The sequence below is a fragment of the Pseudomonas sp. ok272 genome (assembly GCF_900109995.1).
GTDB lineage: Bacteria > Pseudomonadota > Gammaproteobacteria > Pseudomonadales > Pseudomonadaceae > Aquipseudomonas.
In genome coordinates, this window is the sequence record NZ_FOCB01000007.1 from 155,783 (window position 1) to 176,201 (window position 20,419).

Consider the following 20,419-nt stretch of genomic DNA (forward strand, 5'->3'; position numbering starts at 1 on the left):
TCATCAGAGCCTGACACAACGCATTCGCGAGCAGGCTCGCTCCCACCAGTATCAATCTTTGCGATAGAACACCGAATACCCCGCCTGCCCCACCGCCTCATTGAGCAACTGCCCGGAGCGCCAGAACGACTTGACCGTCGGTATCCAGCCCCCAAAGGGCTCACCGTTGTCAGTCCCCAAAAAGCCCATCGGCGCCGGCACCACCGTCAGCCCGGCTTGTTCGAAGCTCCAGACCGCGCGCGGCATATGCCAGGCCTGCGTCACGACCACCACACGCTTGATCCCCTCGGGTTGCAGCAACTCGGCGCTGAACCGGGCGTTCTCCCACGTCGTGCGACTGCGCCCTTCCTGCCAGCGCACGCTCACGCCAAAATCATCCTGTAACGAATCCGCCATCAGCTTGGCTTCGGTCGGCGGCGTGCCGTAATGCAGACCGCCGCTGGTCAGCACCGGCAAGCCCGAGGCCTTGGCCAGTCGGGCGGCATAGCGCTCGCGCTCCAGGGCCACGCCGGTGGGCTGATCGCTGCCCCAGGCCAGGTCACCCCGCTCACGCCCGGCCCCCAGCACCACGATCACATCGGCCCGCTCGGCCAGGGTTGCCCATTCACTGCGGGCCAGCGCCGGCTCACGTTCGAGCGCCTTGGCGCCCCATTGCACGACCACCGGCAGGCTCATCAGCCAGAACCCACCCACGCCCAGCGCGAAGCACAACCCCGCCAGTCGCGGCCTTGACCGGCGCAACCACCAGGCAATGACCAGCAACAGCAAGAGAATGCCGGGGGGCATCAACAGTTGTTTGACGAGATAGCGAAAAGGCATCGAGCATCTCCAAAAGATGCCCGAAGCCTAAGTGGATTGAAACAAAGCGACAACCAAGGTGATGGGACTTCCGTTGAAAAAGCCATCACGGGTGACTTCACGCGCCCGCATGGGGCGACCAACACGGGACTGCTCACTTACTTGACCAGCAGCGACCGGACCTTTACCGCGCCCCTGCCAGGTGCTTTGTCCTTCAACCAGATGATTTGCGCCGAGCGCGGGGCATCCTTGGGTGCCACAGCAGCCAACACGCTGCCTCGTGCCTCGCGATCATTGCGGTCCAGGTAAGCCTGGATCAGTTCGAACTCTGCGCGGCTCAACCCGCGAAGTTCCAGCTCCAGCGGCCACTCATCGCGCAATCGGCCTGCGGTCTTTACCGCATCCAGCGCCAATCCCAGACGATCGATCAGTTTTTCGTATAACTCGGGTTTCGTGATTTTTGTTTGTGGCTCAAGCATCCCTCACCTCATTGAAGATAAGTCCCACTCCCCAAACTAGAGCTTAGCTTCGCTGAACAAACCGGCTGTGCGCCGCGACCAACGGCCCGCATGGGGCCTGGGCTACGCAATCAGGGTTTCCCTAGGCCGAGCGCGGTCATGTATGCTACGGCGCTTCCTGTAACTCCACTTCCAGCTTGGCTGGGCATCGAAAACGCCACAGGTGGCGCAATCCAGGTCCAGCGTTGCATTGAAGAGGATTAGGCCACCCCTAATCAGTTAAAAAGTAGCCATGCACGAACAATATCAGCCCCGTGAAATCGAAGCCGCCGCCCAATCATTCTGGGACGAGCAAAAGTCCTTTGAAGTCAGTGAACAGCCAGGCAAGGAGACTTTCTATTGCCTATCGATGTTCCCTTACCCTAGCGGCAAGCTACACATGGGGCACGTGCGCAACTACACCATCGGCGACGTGATCTCCCGCTACCAGCGCATGCTCGGCAAGAACGTCCTGCAACCCATGGGTTGGGACGCCTTCGGCATGCCGGCGGAAAACGCCGCGATGAAGAACAACGTCGCACCGGCCAAGTGGACCTACGAAAACATCGCCTACATGAAGACCCAGCTGCGTAGCCTGGGCCTGGCGGTCGATTGGTCGCGCGAAATCACCACCTGCAAGCCCGACTACTACCGCTGGGAACAATGGCTGTTCACTCGCCTGTTCGAAAAAGGCGTGATCTACCGCAAGAACGGCACCGTGAACTGGGACCCGCTCGACCAGACCGTCCTGGCCAACGAACAGGTGATCGACGGTCGCGGCTGGCGCTCCGGCGCGCTGATCGAAAAGCGCGAAATCCCGATGTACTACTTCAAGATCACCGCCTACGCGGATGAGCTGCTGGAGAGCCTCGACGACCTGCCGGGCTGGCCTGAACAGGTCAAGACCATGCAGCGCAACTGGATCGGCAAGTCGCGCGGCATGGAAGTACAGTTCCCGTACAACGTCGACTCCATCGGCGAAGCCGGCACCCTGAAAGTCTTCACCACCCGTCCGGACACCCTGATGGGCGCGACCTATGTCGCCGTGGCTGCCGAGCACCACCTGGCCAGCCTGGCTGCCAAGAACAACCCTGAGCTGCAAGCGTTCATCGCGCAATGCAAAGGCGGCAGCGTTGCCGAAGCCGACGTCGCCACCCAAGAGAAAAAAGGCCTGCCGACCGGCCTGTTCGTCGAACACCCGCTGACCGGCGAAAAACTCCCGGTATGGGTCGCCAACTATGTACTGATGCACTACGGCGATGGCGCCGTGATGGCCGTGCCGGCTCACGACGAGCGCGACTTTGAGTTCGCCACCCAGTACAATCTGCCGATCAAGTCGGTGGTGCGCACCAGCTCCGGCGACACCAATCCCGCCCCGTGGCAAGACGCCTACGGCGAGCACGGCACGCTGATCAACTCCGGCGAGTTCGACGGCCTGGACTTCCAGGGCGCGTTCGACGCCATGGAAGTGGCGCTGATCAAGAAATCCCTCGGTGCCTCGCGCACTCAGTTCCGCCTGCGCGACTGGGGCATCAGCCGCCAGCGCTACTGGGGCTGCCCGATCCCGATCATCCACTGCGACACCTGCGGTGATGTGCCTGTACCAGAAGACCAGTTGCCCGTCGTGCTGCCCGAAGACGTGGTACCGGACGGCGCCGGTTCGCCGCTGGCGCGCATGCCCGAGTTCTACGAGTGCAGCTGCCCGAAATGCGGTGCACCGGCCAAGCGTGAAACCGACACCATGGACACCTTCGTCGAGTCCTCGTGGTACTACGCCCGCTACGCCTCGCCGCACTATGAAGGCGGCCTGGTCGAGAAATCGGCGGCCGACCACTGGTTGCCGGTGGACCAGTACATCGGCGGTATCGAACACGCCATTCTTCACCTGCTGTACGCGCGTTTCTTCCACAAGCTGATGCGCGACGAAGGCCTGGTCAGCTCCAACGAGCCGTTCAAGAACCTGCTGACCCAAGGCATGGTGATCGCCGAGACTTACTATCGTCGCGAGGCCAATGGTGCCTACACCTGGTTCAACCCGGCGGACGTGGAACTTGAGCGTGACAGCAAGGCCAAGGTCATCAGCGCCAAGCTGATCGCCGACGGCCTGCCGGTAGAGATCGGCGGCACCGAGAAGATGGCCAAGTCCAAGAACAACGGCGTCGACCCACAGTCGATGATTGACCAGTTCGGCGCCGACACCTGCCGCCTGTTCATGATGTTCGCCTCGCCGCCCGACATGAGCGCGGAATGGTCCGACTCCGGCGTCGAAGGTTCGCACCGCTTCCTCAAGCGCGTCTGGCGCCTGGCGCAAGCCCACGTCAATCAAGGCCTGCCAGGGAAACTGGACATCGCCAGCCTGAACGACGAGCAGAAAGTCATTCGCCGCGCGATCCACCTGGCCATCAAGCAGGCCAGCCACGACGTGGGCCAGAACCACAAATTCAACACCGCTGTCGCCCAGGTGATGACGCTGATGAACGTGCTGGAAAAGGCCCCGCAAGGCACCGACCAGGATCGTGCGCTGGTCCAGGAAGGCCTGGAAGCCGTCACGCTGCTACTAGCGCCGATCACCCCGCACATCTGCCACGACCTGTGGGATCGACTGGGTCACACGGAACCGGTGATCGACGCCGGCTGGCCGGTGCAGGATGACAGCGCGCTAGTACAGGACAGCCTGACCCTGGTGATCCAGGTCAACGGCAAGTTGCGCGGCCAGATCGAAATGCCAGCCAGCGCCACTCGCGAAGAAGTCGAAGCGGCCGCACGGGCCAACGAGAACGTACTGCGCTTCGTCGACGGCCTGACGATTCGTAAAGTGATTGTGGTGCCAGGCAAACTGGTCAACATCGTCGCCAGCTAAATTGGACCAGGCGCCAGGTGAGCCTGGCGCCGAGTAAAACCTTTCGGGCCGCACGGTCGGCCCACACGGTTTCAAGGGGAGCAACAAGATGATCAAACGCAATTTGCTGGTGATGGGCCTTGCCGTCCTGCTGAGCGCCTGTGGTTTCCAGCTGCGCGGTACCGGCACCTCGGAACTGGCGATCAAGGAAATCGACCTGAGCGCCCGTAACGCCTATGGCGACACCATCACGATGATGCGCCAGACCCTGCAAAGCAGCGGCGTCAAGGTCATCGCCGGTGCACCGTACAAACTGGTGTTCACCAATGAACAGGACAGCTCGCGCATCCTGAGCTACGTTGGCGGTTCGCAAACCGGCGAGTATGAGCTGTCGACCGTGCTGAACTACGAGATCGTGGGCAACAACAACCTGTCGCTGCTCAACGACAAGCTGCAAGTACGCAAAGTCGTGATGCATGACGGCAGCAACATCACCGGTTCCGTCCAGGAAAACGACGAGGCCCGCAAGGAGATCCGTCGCGACCTGGTGCAACGCATGATGCTGCGCCTGCAACAGCTGACGCCGGCGCAACTGGATGCCCTGCAACAGACCGCCGATGCACGCGCCAAGGCTGAAGCCGATGCGCTGCGAGCGGCCCAGAACGCTGAAGCGAACACCCCGCGCCAGTCGCCGCTGCAAGTACCTGCCGAGTAAGCCTTACGGGGCGCCCCGGCGCCCCGTTTGCCCCGCCTTATGAAACTCGCCCCCGCCCAACTCGCAAAACACCTGCAAGGCAGCCTTGCGCCTGTGTACATCATCAGCGGCGACGACCCGCTGCTGTGCCAGGAAGCCGCCGATGCCATTCGCGCGACTGCCCGCCAGCAGGGCTTTGACGAACGCCAAGTATTCAGCGCCGATGCCAGCTTTGATTGGGGCACGTTGCTGCAAGCCGGTGCGAGCATGTCGCTGTTCGCCGAGAAACGCCTGCTCGAACTGCGCTTGCCGTCCGGTAAGCCCGGCGACAAGGGCGCGGCGGCGCTGATGGAATACTGCTCACGCCCGGCCGAAGACACACTTTTGCTGATCAGCCTGCCCAAGTTGGACGGCAGCGCGCAGAAGACCAAGTGGGGCAAGGCGTTGGTCGAAGGTGCGCAGACCCAGTTCGTGCAGATCTGGCCGGTGGATATCGGCCAGTTGCCACAGTGGATTCGCCAGCGCCTGTCCCAGGCCGGGCTGAGCGCCAGCCAGGACGCCGTGGAACTGATCGCGGCCCGGGTCGAAGGCAACCTGCTGGCGGCCGCCCAGGAAATCGAAAAGCTCAAGCTGATGGCCGAGGGTGGGCAGATCACCGTCGAGACCGTGCAGGGCGCCGTGGCCGACAGTGCGCGCTTCGATGTGTTCGGGCTCACCGACGCGATCCTCAATGGCGAAGCCGCCCACGCCCTGCGCATGCTCGAAGGCCTGCGCGGCGAAGGCGTGGAGCCACCGGTGATCCTCTGGGCCCTGGCCCGGGAACTGCGCCTGCTGGCCAACCTGTCACTTCAATTCAGCCAGGGCGTGCCGTTGGACAAGGCCTTCAGTCAGGCTCGACCGCCGGTGTGGGACAAGCGCAAACCGCTGATGAGCAAGGCCCTGCAACGCTACTCGGCGCCGCGCTGGGCGCAACTGCTGCTCGAAGCGCAACGCATCGATGCACAAATCAAGGGCCAGGCCGCCGGATCGCCGTGGATGAGCCTTAGCCGTCTGTCGCTGTTGATGGCCGGGCAGCGCCTGAGTTTGCCGGCCGAGTAAGGCGCTCGACCGCGTGGCCTTTGTTCGCGGGCAAGCCTCGCTCCTACAAGGCACGTCGACAACCAAGGAGCGAGGCTTGCCCGCGAACAGCGCACGAAAGGTCCTACACATTGTAGGGACTAGACAGAATCCTCTCTTCGGCCGATCATTCCCCCCGCTACCCCCCACCTCAAAGAGAGTACCGCCCATGAGCACAAAAAAGCGGCCCAACAAGGCCAAGTCCATCGTCGCCCAGCCATTGTTCCGCAGCCGCCAGGAACAGCCGGCCAAAGGCAAAGGCAGCTACCGCCGCGAAGCCTTCCAGTCTAAAAGCTGGGAGGCTTCTTACTTTCTGGCGGCTTAAAGCACAGCACCCCCGCTCCATGTTAAGGTCGGCACCTGATTCGTATTCTCTGGACCTGTGCATGCCCCTTTGTATTTCCCGTCGTTGGCACCTACGCCAACTGATCGCTGCCACAAGCCTCGTTCTGCTTGTCGCCTGCGCGGAAAAACCCACCGCCGCCGACGCCCAACCGCTGCAAACCGTCCCTGTCTCCGTGGCCCCGGCCATTGTCCCGCCTGTGGTACCCACCGGTGACAACCTGGCGATCCAGCCCACCCAGACCTTTGCCGAATGGCAAGCCGGCTTTCGCGTGGACGCCCTCGCCGCCGGGATCCGCCCCGAACTGTTCGACCGCGCCTTTGCCGGGGTCACGCCGGACATGAGCGTGATCCGCGCCGACCGCAGCCAGCCCGAGTTCTCCCGCCCGGTGTGGGAATACCTCGACGGCGCCTTGTCCGCCATTCGCGTGCGCAAGGGCCAGGCACTGCTCGATCAATACGCCGAGACCCTGAGCGCCATCGAGCAACGCTATGGCGTCGACCGCCAGGCGCTGGTGGCCGTGTGGGGCATGGAAAGCAACTTCGGCAGCTTCCAGGGCGACAAGTCGGTGATTCGCTCCCTCGCGACCCTGGCCTATGAAGGCCGCCGCCCGGGCTTCGCTCACGCCCAACTGCTGGCCGCGCTGCAGATCCTGCAACAAGGCGACATCACGCCCGAGAAGATGCTCGGTTCCTGGGCCGGCGCCATGGGCCAGACTCAATTCATTCCAACCACCTACAACACCCACGCCGTGGACTTCGATGGCGATGGCCGGCGCAACATCTGGGACAGCCCGGCCGATGCGCTGGCCTCCACCGCCCATTACCTGCAAAGCTCGGGCTGGCAGAAAGGCCAGCCGTGGGGCTTCGAGGTGGCGGTGCCGAGTGGTTTCAACTACTCGTTGGCCGACGGCGCGATCCGCAAGAGCGTCGCCGAATGGCTGCAACTGGGGGTGACGCTGCCCGCAGGAGCGAGTGTGCCGCCCGGTGCCGAGCAACTGTCCGCCACCCTGCTGCTACCGGCCGGCTATCGCGGCCCGGCGTTCCTGCTGCTGGACAACTTCCGGGCAGTGCTCAAGTACAACAACTCGTCGTCCTATGCCCTGGCCGTGAACCTGTTGTCGGAGCGTTTCAGTGGCGCAGGCATGATCCGCGGCGAGTGGCCCAAGGATGACGTGCCCTTGAGCCGATCCGAGCGCATCGAGTTGCAGAGCCTGCTGAGTGCCCACCAATACGACGCAGGCAACGCCGATGGCATCATCGGCGCCAACACCCGCAAGGCGATCCGCGCCGCACAGGAGTCGTTTGGCTGGCCGGCCGATGGCTATCCGACGCACAAATTGCTGGAAGGCTTGCGTAAGCGCTAAACGCTTCGCGAGCAGGCTCGCTCCCACAAGGTTGTGTGTTGACTCAGAGAATGTGAGCAACACTGATTACTGTGGGAGCGAGCCTGCTCGCGATGACTGACTGTCAGGCAAAGAACTGCTAGGCCCTGACCACCACATCCTGCTCCAACACCAACGACTGCCCCCCCGCATCCAGGGTCACCAACGCGCCCATCGGCAATGTCAGGTTCGGGTCGCAATGACCGCTGCGCCAGCCCGCCAGCACCGGGATCCGGAAGGGCTCGAACGTCTGCTTGAGCAACCGCGCCAGCGCCTCGCTGTCCACTCCCGCCACATCCCCCACCAAGACCCCGCGCAAGCGGCTCAGCTTGCCCGCCAGGCGCAAGTGCGTCAGCAGGCGGTCGATGCGATACAGCGGCTCGTTGACGTCCTCGATAAACAGAATGACGCCGTCGGCATCGATTTCGAACGCCGTGCCCAGCGTGGCCGCGATCATCGACAGATTGCCCCCCAGCAGGCGGCCGTGAGCGATGCCAGGCGAGAGGGTGGTCAACGGGTAGGCCACCGGGTGCGCCAGTAGACTCCCGGCCGTCAGTTGCCCCCTGAGCAGGCTGAACAACGATGCCTCGGTCGGCGCCTGCTTGTCCCCCAGCAGATCGGCGTTGAGCATCGGCCCGTGAAAGGTCACGAACCCCGCATAACGGCTGATCGCCAGGTGCAGCGCGGTGATATCGCTGTAGCCGACAAACGGCTTGGCATTGCGCCGCAGCAACTCATAGTCGATCTGGTCCAGCAGGCGCGGGCTGCCGTAGCCTCCCCGCAAGCACAGGATGGCGTCGATGGCCGGGTCGGCAAACGCCGCGTGCAGATCGCGCAAGCGCACCTCATCACTGCCAGCCAGGTAGCCGTCCCGCTCCGTGACCCCCGGGAAGATCCGCAGCGAGTAGCCCCGCGAGCGCATCCAATGCAAGGCCTTTTCGGTATCCAGTGCCGCCGGGCCGGCCGGCGCGATCACGCCAATCAGCCCTTCGGCCGGCAACGCCGGGACCGGGGAATGTTCGGTAAGGATTGGGGTGGAGCGCGTGGTCATCCGTGATTCTCCCTGCGTGACGGTTGCCACACACAGTAGTCAGGAACGGGGACAAACAGAAGAGGCTTGGCCGTACCAAAAGTTTCAGACAAAACAACGCCCGCAAGGCTTGGAGGCCTTGCGGGCGTTTTTCACGCGCTGGATCAGGACGACATCAGTTCGGCCTTGACCAGCTTCGCCTGCTCGTCGGCGTGGTACGAAGAACGTACCAACGGCCCGGACGCGACGTTCTTGAAGCCCATCTTGTAGCCTTCCTCGGCGAACCAGGCGAAGGTGTCCGGGTGCACGAAACGCTGCACCGGCAAGTGGCTGCGCGACGGCTGCAGGTACTGGCCCAGGGTCAGCATGTCGATGTCGTGCTCACGCATGCGCTGCATGACTTCGATGACCTCTTCGTCGGTTTCGCCCAGGCCCAGCATCAAGCCGGACTTGGTCGGAATGTGCGGCATCATCTGCTTGAACTTCTGCAGCAGGGTCAGCGACCACTGGTAGTCCGAACCCGGACGTGCGGCCTTGTACAGGCGGGGCACGGTTTCCAGGTTGTGGTTGAACACATCCGGCGGCTCGGCGGCGGTGATTTGCAGCGCCACGTCCATCCGGCCGCGGTAGTCCGGCACCAGGGTCTCCAGTTGCACGTTCGGCGACAGCTTGCGGATCTCGCGGATGCAGTCGGCAAAGTGCTGGGCACCGCCGTCACGCAGGTCGTCGCGGTCCACCGAGGTGATCACCACGTACTTGAGCTTCAGGTCAGCGATGGCGATAGCCAGGCTCTCGGGCTCATTGACGTCCAGCGGCTTCGGCCGACCGTGGCCAACGTCACAGAACGGGCACCGGCGGGTGCAGATGTCGCCCATGATCATGAAGGTCGCGGTGCCACCGGAGAAGCATTCGCCCAGGTTCGGGCAGGAGGCTTCTTCGCAGACGCTGTGCAACTTGTGCTTGCGCAGCAGGGCCTTGATCCGGTCGACTTCCGGCGACACCGGGATGCGCACGCGAATCCAGTCGGGCTTCTTGGGCAGTTCAGTGGTCGGAATGATCTTCACCGGGATGCGTGCAACCTTCTCGGCGCCGCGCAGCTTGACGCCGGCCTCGACCTTGGCACGCGGGGCCGGACGCTCGGTGACATCCAGCGTGGGGATCATGGTTTGCACTGCATCAGTAGTCATATCAGTCGATTCCGCCCGTTAGGGTCGTCTGCTCAGCATAGTCGAGGTGTTTGACGAGCTGCGCGCGCAGCCGGGCACTTACCTCGGCAAATTCAATCGGCCCTGTATGGTCGCGCAACTGGGTCATTGCCAACCCGGCGTAGCCACAGGGGTTAATCCGTCGGAACGGTTCCAGGTCCATGTCCACGTTCAGGGCCAGGCCATGAAAGGAACAACCGTGGCGGATGCGCAGGCCCAGGGACGCAATCTTCGCCCCGTCGACATACACACCCGGCGCATCGGCCTTGGCCACGGCGGTCACGCCGTAGCTGGCCAGCAGCTCGATCAGGCAGGCTTCCATGCGGCTGACCAGGTCACGCACGCCAAACCCCAGCTTGCGCACATCCAGCAGCAGATAAGCCACCAACTGGCCCGGGCCGTGATAGGTCACCTGGCCACCGCGATCGACCTGCACCACCGGGATTGCCCCCGGCAGCAGCAGGTGCTCGGCCTTGCCGGCCTGGCCCTGGGTGAACACCGACGGGTGCTCCACCAGCCAGATCTCGTCGGCGCGCGTACTGCCACGCTCGTTGGTGAACCGCTGCATGGCATGCCAGACCGGCTCGTAGGCCAGTTGGCCCAGCTCGCGAAAGCCCAGCGGCTCGGCCATCACAGCACCATGTGCACGAAGCCGGTAGCCCGCAATTCGCTGTTGATGTTGTACAGCTGGTCTTGGTCGGTGGCGACGATGTGCAACTGGATAGTGGTGTATTTACCGTTGGTGCTTTGGCGCTCATCGATACGTTCATGGTTGATCGTCGCGTGTTTCTTGACGATCTCGATGATCTTGTCCTTGTTGCCCACACCGGTATCGCTGATCACCTTAACCGGGTAATCCACGTTGGGGAATTCGATCTTTGGCGCCTTTACTTCGGTATCGGTCATGGCGTAACGGCCTCGTAAGCCTGGGCGACGAACAAGGCCCCGCGCCGGATCAGCACGGGGCCTTGCGGGGCGCCACTATCAGTTGAACAAGCCGTAGAAGAATAGACGGATGCTATCCCACATGCGACGCAAGATTCCACCTTCCTCGACCGCGTCCAGGGCGATCAGATCGGCGCTGTGCACCACTTTGTCGTCCAGTTTCACTTCGACTTTACCGATCACATCGCCCTTGGCGATAGGTGCGATCAGTTGTGGGTTCATGGTCATGCTGGCCGCGAGCTTTTTCAGCTGGCCTTTTGGCAGGGTCATGGTCAGGTCTTGCGCCAGGCCGGCCTTGACCTGGTTGGTGGTGCCCTTCCATACCGGGGCCTGGGCCAACTCGGCACCCTTCTGATAGAAGGTCTGGGTTTCGAAGAAGCGGAAACCGTAGGTCAGCAGCTTCTGGGTTTCCGCGGCGCGGGCCGATTCGCTGTTGGTACCGAATACCACGGCGATCAGGCGCATGCCATCACGTACCGCCGAGGACACCATGCAGTAGCCGGCTTCGTCGGTGTGGCCGGTCTTCAGGCCATCGACGGTCTTGTCACGCCACAGCAGCAGGTTGCGGTTGGGCTGCTTGATGCCGTTCCAGAAGAACTCTTTCTGCGAGTAGATCGCGTAGTGAGCCGGGTCTTCGTGGATGATCGCGCGCGCCAGTGTCGCCATGTCGTGCGCCGAGGAGTAGTGCTCGGGGTTCGGCAGGCCGGTCGGGTTCATGAAGTGGCTGTTGGTCATACCCAGGTCGGCCACGGTTTTGTTCATCATGTCGGCGAAAGCGTCTTCGCTGCCGGCGATGTGCTCGGCGAGCGCAACGCTGGCGTCGTTGCCCGACTGGATGATGATGCCGTGCAGCAGGTCGCTGACGGTGACCTGCGAGCCGACCTTGATGAACATCCGCGAACCGCCGGTGCGCCAGGCGTTCTCGCTGACGGTCACCGGATCGTTCTCACCGATCTGGCCGCGACGGATTTCCAGGGTCGCGATGTAGGCAGTCATCAGCTTGGTCAGGCTGGCAGGCGGCAGGCGCTGGTCACCGTTGTTCTCGACCAGCACGTTGCCACTGCTGGCGTCCATCAGCACGTAGGCCTTGGCAGCCAGTTGCGGTGGCGACGGCATCATCTCGACCGCGAACGCGGCCGGAGACAGGAGTAGCGGGACTAACAGGAACAGGCGTTTGGCAAAGGTGGTGATGTTCATCCGTCTCTCGAAATCGCTAATGGAAACTGCCCAAAGGCAAAACTAATCTGACAACCCTAGGGGCTATCGCGTGTTCAGTCGTTCACTCATCAACCCTTGCCGGGCTTTTGTTGTACGGCGAGCCAACAACTCAGGTCCGCCCCCCAATACCGCAAGCGAACCTTGAATCAGGAATTACTTATTCAGCCGTCACCAGGCTCGGCGAACCGAGATTGGCCAGGCGTACGCTGTTCTGCACCTGGCTGATTTCGCCCGGCGAACCGATTGGCCCCAGGCGTACCCGGTGCAGCGTCTGTTGATTGCGCACGATCGAGCTGATGAACACCGGCGCGCTCACCATCGTGCTCAACTTCGATCTCAGGAGTTCTGCAGCGTCCGGGTTGGCGAACGCGCCCACTTGCAGATACTGGCCAGAGGCTGGTACCGCAGCGTTCTTTCTTGCATCCATCGGCACCGGTACGACGGCCGCCGCGTGTTGCTGCGCCGGTGGTGTCCACTGCTCGACCTTGCCGGTCGAGGCGGTGATGACCGGGCCGCCATTTTGCGCGATTTGCGGTTCGTTGAGCATCAACGGCGCCGGCCGGCCCTTGGCCGCCCACCACTCTTGCGGGTCGATGCCTTCGACCTTGACCCGCGCCGTGCCGCTTTCGGCGTAACCGAGCTTCTTGGCGGCGGCGTAGGACAAGTCGATGATACGGTCGGAATAGAACGGGCCACGGTCGTTGACCCGCAGGATCACCGAGCGATTGTTGTCCAGGTTGGTCACGCGAACATAGGCCGGCAGCGGCAGGGTCTTGTGCGCGGCACTCATGCCGTACAGGTCATAGACCTCGCCATTGGCGGTGTTCTGGCCATGGAACTTGGTGCCATACCAGGACGCCGTGCCAGTCTCGACATAGCGCTTGGATTCGGGCATCGGGTAGTAGGTCTTGCCCAGTACGGTGTACGGGTTGGCCTTGTAGTTCCCGGTGTGCAGGGTCGGTGTCGCGTCAGGAATGCGCGCGATGTCCACGTCCCACCACGGCGCACCGTCCTTGTGGGCCCGGTTGATGTCCAGGCCGGGCGTGGCGCGTATGGCCGTCGGGGCCTTGGCGGGTTGTGGCGCGCGACTGGTCGAACAACTGACCATGAGCAACGACAGCGCGGTGAACGCCACCAGCTTCAGGGGTTTGCGAATTGGCGATGCCAGCATTACTTGACGCCCCGTGCTTGGACCAGCTGTTCAGACAACTGATGTACGGCCATGGCGTACATCACGCTGCGGTTATAACGCGTGATCGCGTAAAAATTCTTCAGGCCCATCCAGTATTCGGGGCCATTGTCGCCTTCCAGGCGAAACGCGGTGACCGGCATATCGTCACGCAGCGCATCATGACTCGACCAGCCCAGGGCTCGCAACTCCCCGACGGTCTTCGTCGGCTCGATGCCCGTGGTCAAACCGGCGTCAACCTGGTCGCCACGCACCTCGGCGCGACTGACCACCGGTTGCCCGGCCTCCCAGCCATGACGCTTGAAGTAACTGGCAACGCTGCCAATGGCGTCGTCGGCGTTGGTCCAGATATTGATGTGACCATCGCCGTCGAAATCCACCGCGTAGGCGCGAAAGCTGCTGGGCATGAACTGCGGCAAACCCATGGCGCCGGCGTACGAGCCTTTGAGTGTCAAGGGGTCGATCTGTTCCTCACGGGCCAGCAACAGGAACTCACGCAACTCTTTGCGGAAGAACTCGGCGCGTGGAGGATAGTCGAAACCCAGGGTCGACAAGGCGTCGATCACCCGGTAACTGCCGGTATTGCGGCCGAAAAAGGTCTCAACGCCGATGATCGAGACGATCACCTGGGCGGGCACACCGTATTCCTGCTCGGCGCGGGTCAGTGCGGCCTCATGCTGGCGCCAGAAATCCACGCCGCGGGCAATCCGCGCATCGGTGAGGAACATCGGGCGATATTCCTTCCACTGCTTGACGCGCTCGGCGGGCCGGGAGATCGCGTCGAGAATCGACTGCTTGCGCTCGGCCTCGCGGAACACGCCCATCAGCTGCTCACCGGCAAAACCGTAGTCACGGGTCATTTCGCCGACAAACTCGGCCACCTGGGGCGAACCTTCATAGTCGCCGGCGACCACCTGGGGCGCTGCGCCAAGGATGCTTGCCAGACCGACCCACGGAGCGTATCGAGTCGCCCAGCCACGCATTGCTTGCATTGAAATCTTCACCTTATTCAAACCTGCGCGATCCACTTACGATGGGTATGGATCGACATCAAAACCCCAAACGCTGACAGCAGGGTCACCAGCGAAGTTCCGCCGTAGCTAATGAACGGCAACGGCACCCCCACCACCGGCAACAGGCCACTGACCATACCGATGTTGACGAAAACATAAACAAAAAACGTCATGGTCAGGGCACCGGCCAGCAATTTGCCAAACAATGTCTGGGCCTGGGCGGTGATCACCAGCCCACGGCCGATCAACAGCAGGTAAATCAGCAACAGTGCGCAGATCCCCACCAGGCCGAACTCTTCGCCCATCACCGCGATGATGAAGTCCGTGTGGCTTTCGGGCAGGAAGTCCAGGTGCGACTGGGTGCCCAGCAACCAGCCCTTGCCGAACACGCCGCCGGAGCCGATGGCCGCCTTGGACTGGATGATGTTCCAGCCGGTGCCGAGCGGGTCGCTCTCCGGATCGAGGAAGGTCAGGATCCGCTGCTTCTGGTAGTCATGCATGATGAAGAACCACATGGCCACGGCCACCGGGATCACGGCGACCAGCACACTGACAATCCAGCGCCAGCGCAGCCCGCCCATGAACAGCACGAACGCACCGCCCGCCAGGATCAGCAGACCGGTGCCCAAGTCAGGCTGGCGCACGATCAGGATGAACGGGATGCCGATCAGGACCAGGCTGACCCCCACGTGCTTGAGTTGCGGCGGTAAGGTGCGCTTGGCCAGGTACCAGGCAATGGTCGCCGGCATGATGATCTTCATGAACTCCGACGGCTGGAAGCGGATCACCCCGGGGATGTTGATCCAGCGTGTCGCCCCCATGGCGTTGTGGCCCATGACGTCCACCACCACCAGCAACACCACGCCAAGCACATAGCCCAGCGGTACCCAGCGCGCCATGAAGCGCGGTTCGAACTGGGCAATGATCACCATGGACACCAGGCCGATGCCGAACGACGTGGCCTGTTTGGCCAGCAGGTCCCAGCTTTTGCCGCTGGCCGAATACAGCACGAACAGGCTTCCGGCGGCGAGGATCAGCAGCAGAATCAGCAACGGACCGTCGATGTGCAGGCGTTGCAGCAGCGTCGCGCGGCGACGCATCACATCCTCGCTGGAGAGAATGCGATCAAAGTTACTCTTCACGGGCCGTAGCCTCCGCACTGATAGGGCTGGCGTACTCAGGCTTGAGTCGGCCGTCCTGGTCCAGGAGCCAGGCGTCCATGATTTGTCTGACGACCGGCGCCGCAACCCCGGAGCCGGACTCACCGTTCTCGACCATCACCGCCACCGTGATCTTCGGGTTGTCGGCCGGCGCAAAGCCGACGAACAGGGCGTGGTCGCGATGGCGTTCCTGCACCTTGGAGCGGTCATACTTCTCGCCCTGCTTGATCGCCACGACCTGGGCGGTACCCGACTTGCCCGCGATCCGGTACTGCGCACCGATGGCCGCCTTGCGCGCCGTGCCTCGGGCACCGTGCATGACCTGTTGCATGCCGTGGTTGACCTTGGTCCAGTCCGATGGATCGCGCAGGACGATATCGGGTATCGGGTTTTCATCCACCGGCTTCTGGCCTTCGATGGTCTTGGCCAGGTGCGGGCGGTACCACTTGCCCTTGCTGGCCACCAGCGCCGTGGCCTGGGCCAGTTGCAGCGGGGTGGCCTGCATGTAGCCCTGGCCGATCCCCAGGATCAGGGTCTCGCCCGGGAACCAGGCCTGGCGACGCGTGGCGCGCTTCCATTCGCGGGACGGCATCAACCCGGGGGATTCTTCGAACATGTCCAGGGACACTTTCTGCCCCAGGCCGAACTTGTTCATGTAACTCGACAGGCGGTCGATCCCCAGCTTGTGGGCCAGGTCATAGAAATAGGTGTCGTTGGACCGCATGATCGCCGTGTCCAGGTCGACATAGCCGTCACCGGTGCGGTTCCAGTTACGGTACTTGTGGTCGTAGTTGGGCAGCATGTAGTAACCGGGGTCGAAGACCCGGCTCGACGCCGTGACGACGCCCGAGTCCAGCCCGGCAATCGCCACGGCCGGCTTGATGGTCGAACCGGGCGGGTACAGGCCGCGCAGCACGCGGTTGAACAGCGGCCGGTCGATGGAATCACGCAACTCGGCATAGGCCTTGAAGCTGATCCCGGTGACGAACAGATTGGGGTCGAAACTCGGCTGGCTGACCATCGCCAGGACTTCGCCGGTGTTCGGGTCCAGGGCCACCACCGCGCCACGGCGACCGCCCAGTGCCATCTCGGCGGCCTCCTGCAACTTGATGTCCAGGCTCAGGACGATGTCCTTGCCGGGGATCGGGTCCGTGCGCTTGAGCACGCGTAACACCCGGCCACGGGCGTTGGTCTCGACTTCTTCGTAACCCACCTGGCCGTGCAACTCGGGCTCGTAGAAACGCTCGATACCGGTCTTGCCAATGTGGTGGGTGCCGCTGTAGTTCACCGGGTCCAGGGTCTTGAGTTCTTTCTCGTTGATCCGCCCCATGTAGCCCACCGAGTGCGCAAAGTGCGCGCCCTGCGGGTAATGGCGCACCAACTGCGCAACGACCTCGACCCCCGGCAGCCGGAACTGGTTCACCGCGACGCGGGCGATCTGTTCTTCCGTCAGCTCGAACAGGATCGGCACCGGCTCGAACGGCCGACGCCCCTGGCGCATGCGCTTCTCGAAGATCACCCGGTCTTCCGGCGTCAACTGCAGGACGTCGACGATCACATCGAGCACCTGCTGCCAGTCGCCGGAGCGTTCGCGGGTCATGCTCAGGCTGAAACTAGGCCGGTTATCGGCAATCACCACGCCATTACGGTCGAAGATCAAGCCCCGGGTCGGCGGAATCGGCTGAACGTGGACGCGGTTGTTTTCCGACAGGGTCGAGTGGTACTCGTACTGGATCACCTGCAGGAAATACAGCCGCGCGATCAGCACGCCCATCAGCGCCACCACCGCAATGGCCCCGAACACGACGCGGCCACGCACCAGGCGGGCGTCTTTTTCGTGGTCCTTGATGCGGATCGGCTGGGACATGAGGGCGCTGGACTACTTGTGGTAAGGGTGGCCGGACAAGACTGTCCAGGCACGATACAGCTGTTCGCCGATCAGGATCCGCACCAGCGGGTGCGGCAAGGTCAGCGGCGACAACGACCAGCGCTGGTCGGCCCGGGCACAGACTTCCGGCGCCAGCCCTTCGGGGCCGCCGACCATGAAGTTGACCGTGCGCGAGTCCAGGCGCCAGCGATCGAGTTCCACCGCCAACTGCTCGGTGCTCCACGGCTTGCCGTGGACTTCGAGGGTGACGATGCGCTCGTTCGGACCGACCTTGGCCAGCATGGCCTCGCCTTCCTGGCGAATGAAGCGCGCCACGTCAGCGTTCTTGCCACGGGTATTGAGCGGTATTTCCACCAGTTCCAGCGCCAGTTCGGACGGAAGACGCTTGGCATATTCATGCCAGCCTTCTTCCACCCACTTGGGCATGCGTGAACCGACGGCGATCAGGCGCAGTCGCACAGCGAACCCTTACTGCTGGTCTTTGTTGAGCTTGGTGAAGTGCTCGTGGCCGACTTCAGGGCTGTGGTGCTTGCCATCGGCCGCACGGCTCTGCTCGGCACCTTCCCACAGGCGTTCCAGGTCATAGAACTGGCGAGCCGAGGCGGTCATCATGTGTACGATAACGTCGTCCATGTCCAGCAGGACCCAGTCGCTGTCGCCCTTGCCTTCTTCACCCAGTGGCTTGACGCCTTGGGCCTTGACCGCTTCGCGAACCTTGTCCAGCATCGCGCCGATCTGGCGGTTGGAGGTACCGGTGGCGATGATCATGAAGTCAGTGATGCTTTGCTTTTCACGCACGTCGATCACCAGGACGTCCTGGGCCTTGACGTCTTCCAGGGCCGCTACGGCAACCTTGGCCAGCGCTTCGCCGCGCAGTTCCGGGCCCGTTGCAACAGCCACCGGCAATGGTGCGCTCTTGAAGGTACCTTTGCGTTTTACTTTAGCTACGTCTTTGTTGGTCATATAAAACTCGTTTTGCTCGTATGTTCGGGCGCTTCAATACACGTTGTTGCCACGTGCCTTAAAGCACTCCTATTCAGTTCGACGCACGGTAAAGTCCGTGCGCATCGATGTAGGCCAGGACCGCGTCGGGCACCAGGAAACGTACCGACTTACCGCTGGCCAGCAGTTGACGGATCTGGGTGGCAGATACCGCGAGCGGTGTCTGCCAGACGAATGCAATCTGTCCGCTCGGCCCTTTGAGGGCCAGCGGGTCGCTCACCGAGCGCGCTGCCAGCAGGTTGCGCAAGGCATCCGGCGGTTCGCTGTCGGCATCCGGGCGTTGCAGCACCAGGATGTGGCAATGCTGGAGCAACTCTTCCCAGCGGTGCCAAGTGGGCAGGCCGCAAAATGCGTCCCAGCCCAAAAGTAGAAACAACTGGTCGTCAGCGGCAAACTGCGCACGCATCAGCTCCAGGGTGTCGATCGTGTAGGACGGCTTGTCGCGCTTGAGTTCGCGGTCGTCCACCACCAACGGCGTCACCCCAGCCACCGCGCACTCGACCATCGCCAGACGATCGAGCGCCGATACCTGCGGCGTGTCCCGGTGAGGAGGCCTGGCGCTGGGCGTCAGGCGCACCTCATCGAGTGCCAGTGACTCGGCCACTTCCAGCGCACCGCGCAAGTGGCCGATGTGCACCGGGTCGAACGTCCCACCCAACACGCCAATGCGCCGTGGACGGGGTTCAAGGGCGGTCACTGCGGCGGATTGGCCGAGGTCGCCCAAGTCAGGCCGACTCCTGTCCGCGCAACTGGCCATCACCGACCACGATGTACTTCTCGCAGGTCAGACCTTCGAGGCCCACCGGGCCGCGGGCGTGCAGCTTATCAGTAGAAATGCCAATCTCGGCACCCAATCCGTATTCAAAGCCATCGGCAAAGCAGGTCGGGGTGTTGATCATCACCGATGCCGAGTCGACTTCGGCGACAAAACGCCGGGCCTGGCCCTGGTGCTCGGTCACGATCGAGTCGGTGTGGTGCGAGCCGTAGTGGTTGATGTGCTCGATGGCCTGGTCCAGCCCGTCGACCACCAGGATCGACAGGATCGGCGCCAGGTACTCGGTGCTCCAGTCTTCCACTGTGGCCGGCAGCGCATCGATGATGGCGCGGGTGCGCTCACAGCCGCGCAGCTCGACGCCTTTGTCACGGAACTGTGCGGCCATCGCCGGCAGGAAATCCTGCGTCAGCGCCTGGTCGACCAGCAGGGTTTCCATGGCGCCACAGATACCGTAGCGGTAGGTCTTGGCGTTGAACGCGATGCGCTGGGCCTTCGCCACGTCGGCGTGGGCGCTGACGTAGACGTGGCAGATACCGTCCAGGTGCTTGATCACCGGCACGCGGGCGTCGCGACTGACCCGTTCGATCAAACCCTTGCCGCCACGAGGCACGATGACATCGACGTACTCGGGCATGGTGATCAACGCGCCAACGGCAGCCCGGTCGGTGGTCTCGACCACTTGCACCACGGCCGGCGGCAGGCCGGCCTCGGCCAGGCCGCGCTGGATGCAGGCGGCAATGGCACGGTTGGAATGAATAGCCTCGGAGCCACCGCGCAGGATCGTCGCGTTGCCCGACTTCAGGCACAGGCTCGCGGCATCGATGGTCACGTTGGGTCGCGATTCGTAGATGATGCCGACCACGCCCAGGGGCACGCGCATCTTGCCGACCTGGATACCCGAAGGCCGATAACTCATGTCGCGGATCGCGCCGACCGGGTCAGGCAACGCTGCCACCTGGCGCAAACCGACGATCATGGCGTCGATACGCGCAGGGGTCAGGGCCAGACGTTCGAGCATGGCCGGCTCAAGACCGTTGGTCCGGCCAGCCGCCAGGTCACGCTCGTTGGCGGCAGTCAACTCGGCGCGAGCGGCATCCAGCGCGTTGGCGGCGGCCAGCAGGGCGCGGTTCTTCTGCCCGGTGCTGGCACGGCCGATCACGCGCGAAGCGTCACGGGCAGCGCGACCCAGGCGGGTCATGTAATCAAGAACGGACTCAGTCATGGTCTGGCGTGGTCTTTGATAAGGGGCTGGGCAAACAGTAAAGCGGCAGATTATAGCTGTCACGTCCCGGGACTAACAGCGGTGACGGGCGGATGGTCGAA

General features: G+C 63.0%; 20 protein-coding genes. 5 read left to right on the top strand and 15 right to left on the bottom strand.

Annotated elements, in window-relative coordinates; all coding sequences use genetic code 11:
- Positions 1 to 51: 51 nt before the first annotated feature.
- Together BMW74_RS12705 and BMW74_RS12710 are read right to left on the bottom strand one after the other, a co-directional pair.
- The gene (locus BMW74_RS12705; protein WP_093420043.1) at positions 52 to 819 is read right to left on the bottom strand and encodes a YdcF family protein; all 768 of its coding nucleotides are present in this window, start codon (positions 817 to 819) and stop codon (positions 52 to 54) included.
- A gap of 137 nt (positions 820 to 956) precedes the next feature.
- Positions 957 to 1,277 carry a hypothetical protein gene (locus tag BMW74_RS12710; protein WP_093420047.1) on the bottom strand — a complete coding sequence of 107 codons (321 nt, stop codon included), beginning with the start codon at positions 1,275 to 1,277 and terminating at the stop codon, positions 957 to 959.
- Between the two features lie 271 nt (positions 1,278 to 1,548).
- Between BMW74_RS12710 and leuS the strand changes: the two genes are divergently transcribed.
- The 5 genes from leuS (at position 1,549) to BMW74_RS12735 (ending at position 7,653) form a co-directional block, all read left to right on the top strand.
- Positions 1,549 to 4,155 (top strand): leucine--tRNA ligase, encoded by a 2,607-nt coding sequence (leuS, locus tag BMW74_RS12715; RefSeq protein ID WP_093420051.1) that lies wholly within the window; start codon positions 1,549 to 1,551, stop codon positions 4,153 to 4,155.
- An 88-nt stretch (positions 4,156 to 4,243) separates the two neighbouring features.
- Entirely contained in the window at positions 4,244 to 4,849 is a 606-nt protein-coding gene (gene lptE, locus BMW74_RS12720) for an LPS-assembly lipoprotein LptE (protein WP_093420055.1), read from the top strand.
- Positions 4,850 to 4,888: 39 nt separating this feature from the next.
- On the top strand, positions 4,889 to 5,926 hold the full coding sequence (holA, locus tag BMW74_RS12725; RefSeq protein ID WP_093420059.1) for a DNA polymerase III subunit delta: 1,038 nt from the start codon (positions 4,889 to 4,891) through the stop codon (positions 5,924 to 5,926).
- Positions 5,927 to 6,113: 187 nt separating this feature from the next.
- Positions 6,114 to 6,269 (top strand): alternative ribosome rescue factor ArfA, encoded by a 156-nt coding sequence (gene arfA / locus BMW74_RS12730; protein ID WP_093420065.1) that lies wholly within the window; start codon positions 6,114 to 6,116, stop codon positions 6,267 to 6,269.
- Positions 6,270 to 6,330: 61 nt separating this feature from the next.
- The gene (locus tag BMW74_RS12735; RefSeq protein WP_093420069.1) at positions 6,331 to 7,653 is read left to right on the top strand and encodes a lytic murein transglycosylase; all 1,323 of its coding nucleotides are present in this window, start codon (positions 6,331 to 6,333) and stop codon (positions 7,651 to 7,653) included.
- 118 nt (positions 7,654 to 7,771) lie between these two features.
- Here BMW74_RS12735 and BMW74_RS12740 read toward each other — a convergent pair whose 3' ends face one another.
- From BMW74_RS12740 to BMW74_RS12800, 13 genes are all read right to left on the bottom strand, one after another.
- Positions 7,772 to 8,722, bottom strand: a complete 951-nt coding sequence (locus tag BMW74_RS12740) for a S66 peptidase family protein (RefSeq protein WP_093420073.1) — start codon at positions 8,720 to 8,722, stop codon at positions 7,772 to 7,774.
- Positions 8,723 to 8,865: 143 nt separating this feature from the next.
- The gene (lipA, locus tag BMW74_RS12745; RefSeq protein WP_093420077.1) at positions 8,866 to 9,888 is read right to left on the bottom strand and encodes a lipoyl synthase; all 1,023 of its coding nucleotides are present in this window, start codon (positions 9,886 to 9,888) and stop codon (positions 8,866 to 8,868) included.
- Position 9,889: 1 nt separating this feature from the next.
- Complete coding sequence (gene lipB / locus BMW74_RS12750; protein ID WP_093420081.1) at positions 9,890 to 10,537, bottom strand: lipoyl(octanoyl) transferase LipB; 648 nt, start codon at positions 10,535 to 10,537, stop codon at positions 9,890 to 9,892.
- Positions 10,537 to 10,812 carry a DUF493 domain-containing protein gene (locus tag BMW74_RS12755; RefSeq protein WP_093420086.1) on the bottom strand — a complete coding sequence of 92 codons (276 nt, stop codon included), beginning with the start codon at positions 10,810 to 10,812 and terminating at the stop codon, positions 10,537 to 10,539. The genes lipB and BMW74_RS12755 overlap by 1 nt, the downstream gene beginning before the upstream one ends.
- 78 nt (positions 10,813 to 10,890) lie before the next feature.
- On the bottom strand, positions 10,891 to 12,048 hold the full coding sequence (locus tag BMW74_RS12760; protein WP_093420091.1) for a D-alanyl-D-alanine carboxypeptidase family protein: 1,158 nt from the start codon (positions 12,046 to 12,048) through the stop codon (positions 10,891 to 10,893).
- Between the two features lie 178 nt (positions 12,049 to 12,226).
- The gene (locus tag BMW74_RS12765) at positions 12,227 to 13,240 is read right to left on the bottom strand and encodes a septal ring lytic transglycosylase RlpA family protein (protein ID WP_093420095.1); all 1,014 of its coding nucleotides are present in this window, start codon (positions 13,238 to 13,240) and stop codon (positions 12,227 to 12,229) included.
- Positions 13,240 to 14,250, bottom strand: coding sequence for a lytic murein transglycosylase B (gene mltB / locus BMW74_RS12770; RefSeq protein ID WP_093420100.1), 1,011 nt, complete (start codon positions 14,248 to 14,250; stop codon positions 13,240 to 13,242). The genes BMW74_RS12765 and mltB overlap by 1 nt, the downstream gene beginning before the upstream one ends.
- A gap of 17 nt (positions 14,251 to 14,267) precedes the next feature.
- Entirely contained in the window at positions 14,268 to 15,371 is a 1,104-nt protein-coding gene (gene rodA / locus BMW74_RS12775) for a rod shape-determining protein RodA (protein ID WP_093420516.1), read from the bottom strand.
- 31 nt (positions 15,372 to 15,402) lie between these two features.
- Entirely contained in the window at positions 15,403 to 17,298 is a 1,896-nt protein-coding gene (gene mrdA, locus BMW74_RS12780) for a penicillin-binding protein 2 (protein ID WP_093420104.1), read from the bottom strand.
- 12 nt (positions 17,299 to 17,310) lie between these two features.
- Positions 17,311 to 17,778 (bottom strand): 23S rRNA (pseudouridine(1915)-N(3))-methyltransferase RlmH, encoded by a 468-nt coding sequence (rlmH, locus tag BMW74_RS12785; protein ID WP_003185785.1) that lies wholly within the window; start codon positions 17,776 to 17,778, stop codon positions 17,311 to 17,313.
- Positions 17,779 to 17,787: 9 nt separating this feature from the next.
- Complete coding sequence (rsfS, locus tag BMW74_RS12790) at positions 17,788 to 18,282, bottom strand: ribosome silencing factor (RefSeq protein ID WP_093420110.1); 495 nt, start codon at positions 18,280 to 18,282, stop codon at positions 17,788 to 17,790.
- Between the two features lie 73 nt (positions 18,283 to 18,355).
- Positions 18,356 to 19,078 carry a nicotinate-nucleotide adenylyltransferase gene (nadD, locus tag BMW74_RS12795; RefSeq protein WP_256562562.1) on the bottom strand — a complete coding sequence of 241 codons (723 nt, stop codon included), beginning with the start codon at positions 19,076 to 19,078 and terminating at the stop codon, positions 18,356 to 18,358.
- Positions 19,047 to 20,318, bottom strand: coding sequence for a glutamate-5-semialdehyde dehydrogenase (locus BMW74_RS12800; protein ID WP_093420120.1), 1,272 nt, complete (start codon positions 20,316 to 20,318; stop codon positions 19,047 to 19,049). Before BMW74_RS12800 ends, nadD begins: the two co-directional genes overlap by 32 nt.
- Positions 20,319 to 20,419: the final 101 nt, after the last annotated feature.

Coding starts and splice junctions, on each gene's coding strand:
- BMW74_RS12800 (WP_093420120.1), bottom strand. CDS start 20,318: ATGACTGAGTCCGTTCTTGATTACATGACCCGCCTGGGTCGCGCTGCC.
- rodA (WP_093420516.1), bottom strand. CDS start 15,371: ATGCGTCGCCGCGCGACGCTGCTGCAACGCCTGCACATCGACGGTCCG.
- arfA (WP_093420065.1), top strand. CDS start 6,114: ATGAGCACAAAAAAGCGGCCCAACAAGGCCAAGTCCATCGTCGCCCAG.
- BMW74_RS12755 (WP_093420086.1), bottom strand. CDS start 10,812: ATGACCGATACCGAAGTAAAGGCGCCAAAGATCGAATTCCCCAACGTG.
- BMW74_RS12705 (WP_093420043.1), bottom strand. CDS start 819: ATGCCTTTTCGCTATCTCGTCAAACAACTGTTGATGCCCCCCGGCATT.
- mrdA (WP_093420104.1), bottom strand. CDS start 17,298: ATGTCCCAGCCGATCCGCATCAAGGACCACGAAAAAGACGCCCGCCTG.
- lptE (WP_093420055.1), top strand. CDS start 4,244: ATGATCAAACGCAATTTGCTGGTGATGGGCCTTGCCGTCCTGCTGAGC.
- BMW74_RS12735 (WP_093420069.1), top strand. CDS start 6,331: ATGCCCCTTTGTATTTCCCGTCGTTGGCACCTACGCCAACTGATCGCT.
- BMW74_RS12740 (WP_093420073.1), bottom strand. CDS start 8,722: ATGACCACGCGCTCCACCCCAATCCTTACCGAACATTCCCCGGTCCCG.
- holA (WP_093420059.1), top strand. CDS start 4,889: ATGAAACTCGCCCCCGCCCAACTCGCAAAACACCTGCAAGGCAGCCTT.
- rsfS (WP_093420110.1), bottom strand. CDS start 18,282: ATGACCAACAAAGACGTAGCTAAAGTAAAACGCAAAGGTACCTTCAAG.
- leuS (WP_093420051.1), top strand. CDS start 1,549: ATGCACGAACAATATCAGCCCCGTGAAATCGAAGCCGCCGCCCAATCA.
- lipA (WP_093420077.1), bottom strand. CDS start 9,888: ATGACTACTGATGCAGTGCAAACCATGATCCCCACGCTGGATGTCACC.
- mltB (WP_093420100.1), bottom strand. CDS start 14,250: ATGCAAGCAATGCGTGGCTGGGCGACTCGATACGCTCCGTGGGTCGGT.
- BMW74_RS12760 (WP_093420091.1), bottom strand. CDS start 12,048: ATGAACATCACCACCTTTGCCAAACGCCTGTTCCTGTTAGTCCCGCTA.
- BMW74_RS12765 (WP_093420095.1), bottom strand. CDS start 13,240: ATGCTGGCATCGCCAATTCGCAAACCCCTGAAGCTGGTGGCGTTCACC.
- BMW74_RS12710 (WP_093420047.1), bottom strand. CDS start 1,277: ATGCTTGAGCCACAAACAAAAATCACGAAACCCGAGTTATACGAAAAA.
- nadD (WP_256562562.1), bottom strand. CDS start 19,078: ATGGCCAGTTGCGCGGACAGGAGTCGGCCTGACTTGGGCGACCTCGGC.
- lipB (WP_093420081.1), bottom strand. CDS start 10,537: ATGGCCGAGCCGCTGGGCTTTCGCGAGCTGGGCCAACTGGCCTACGAG.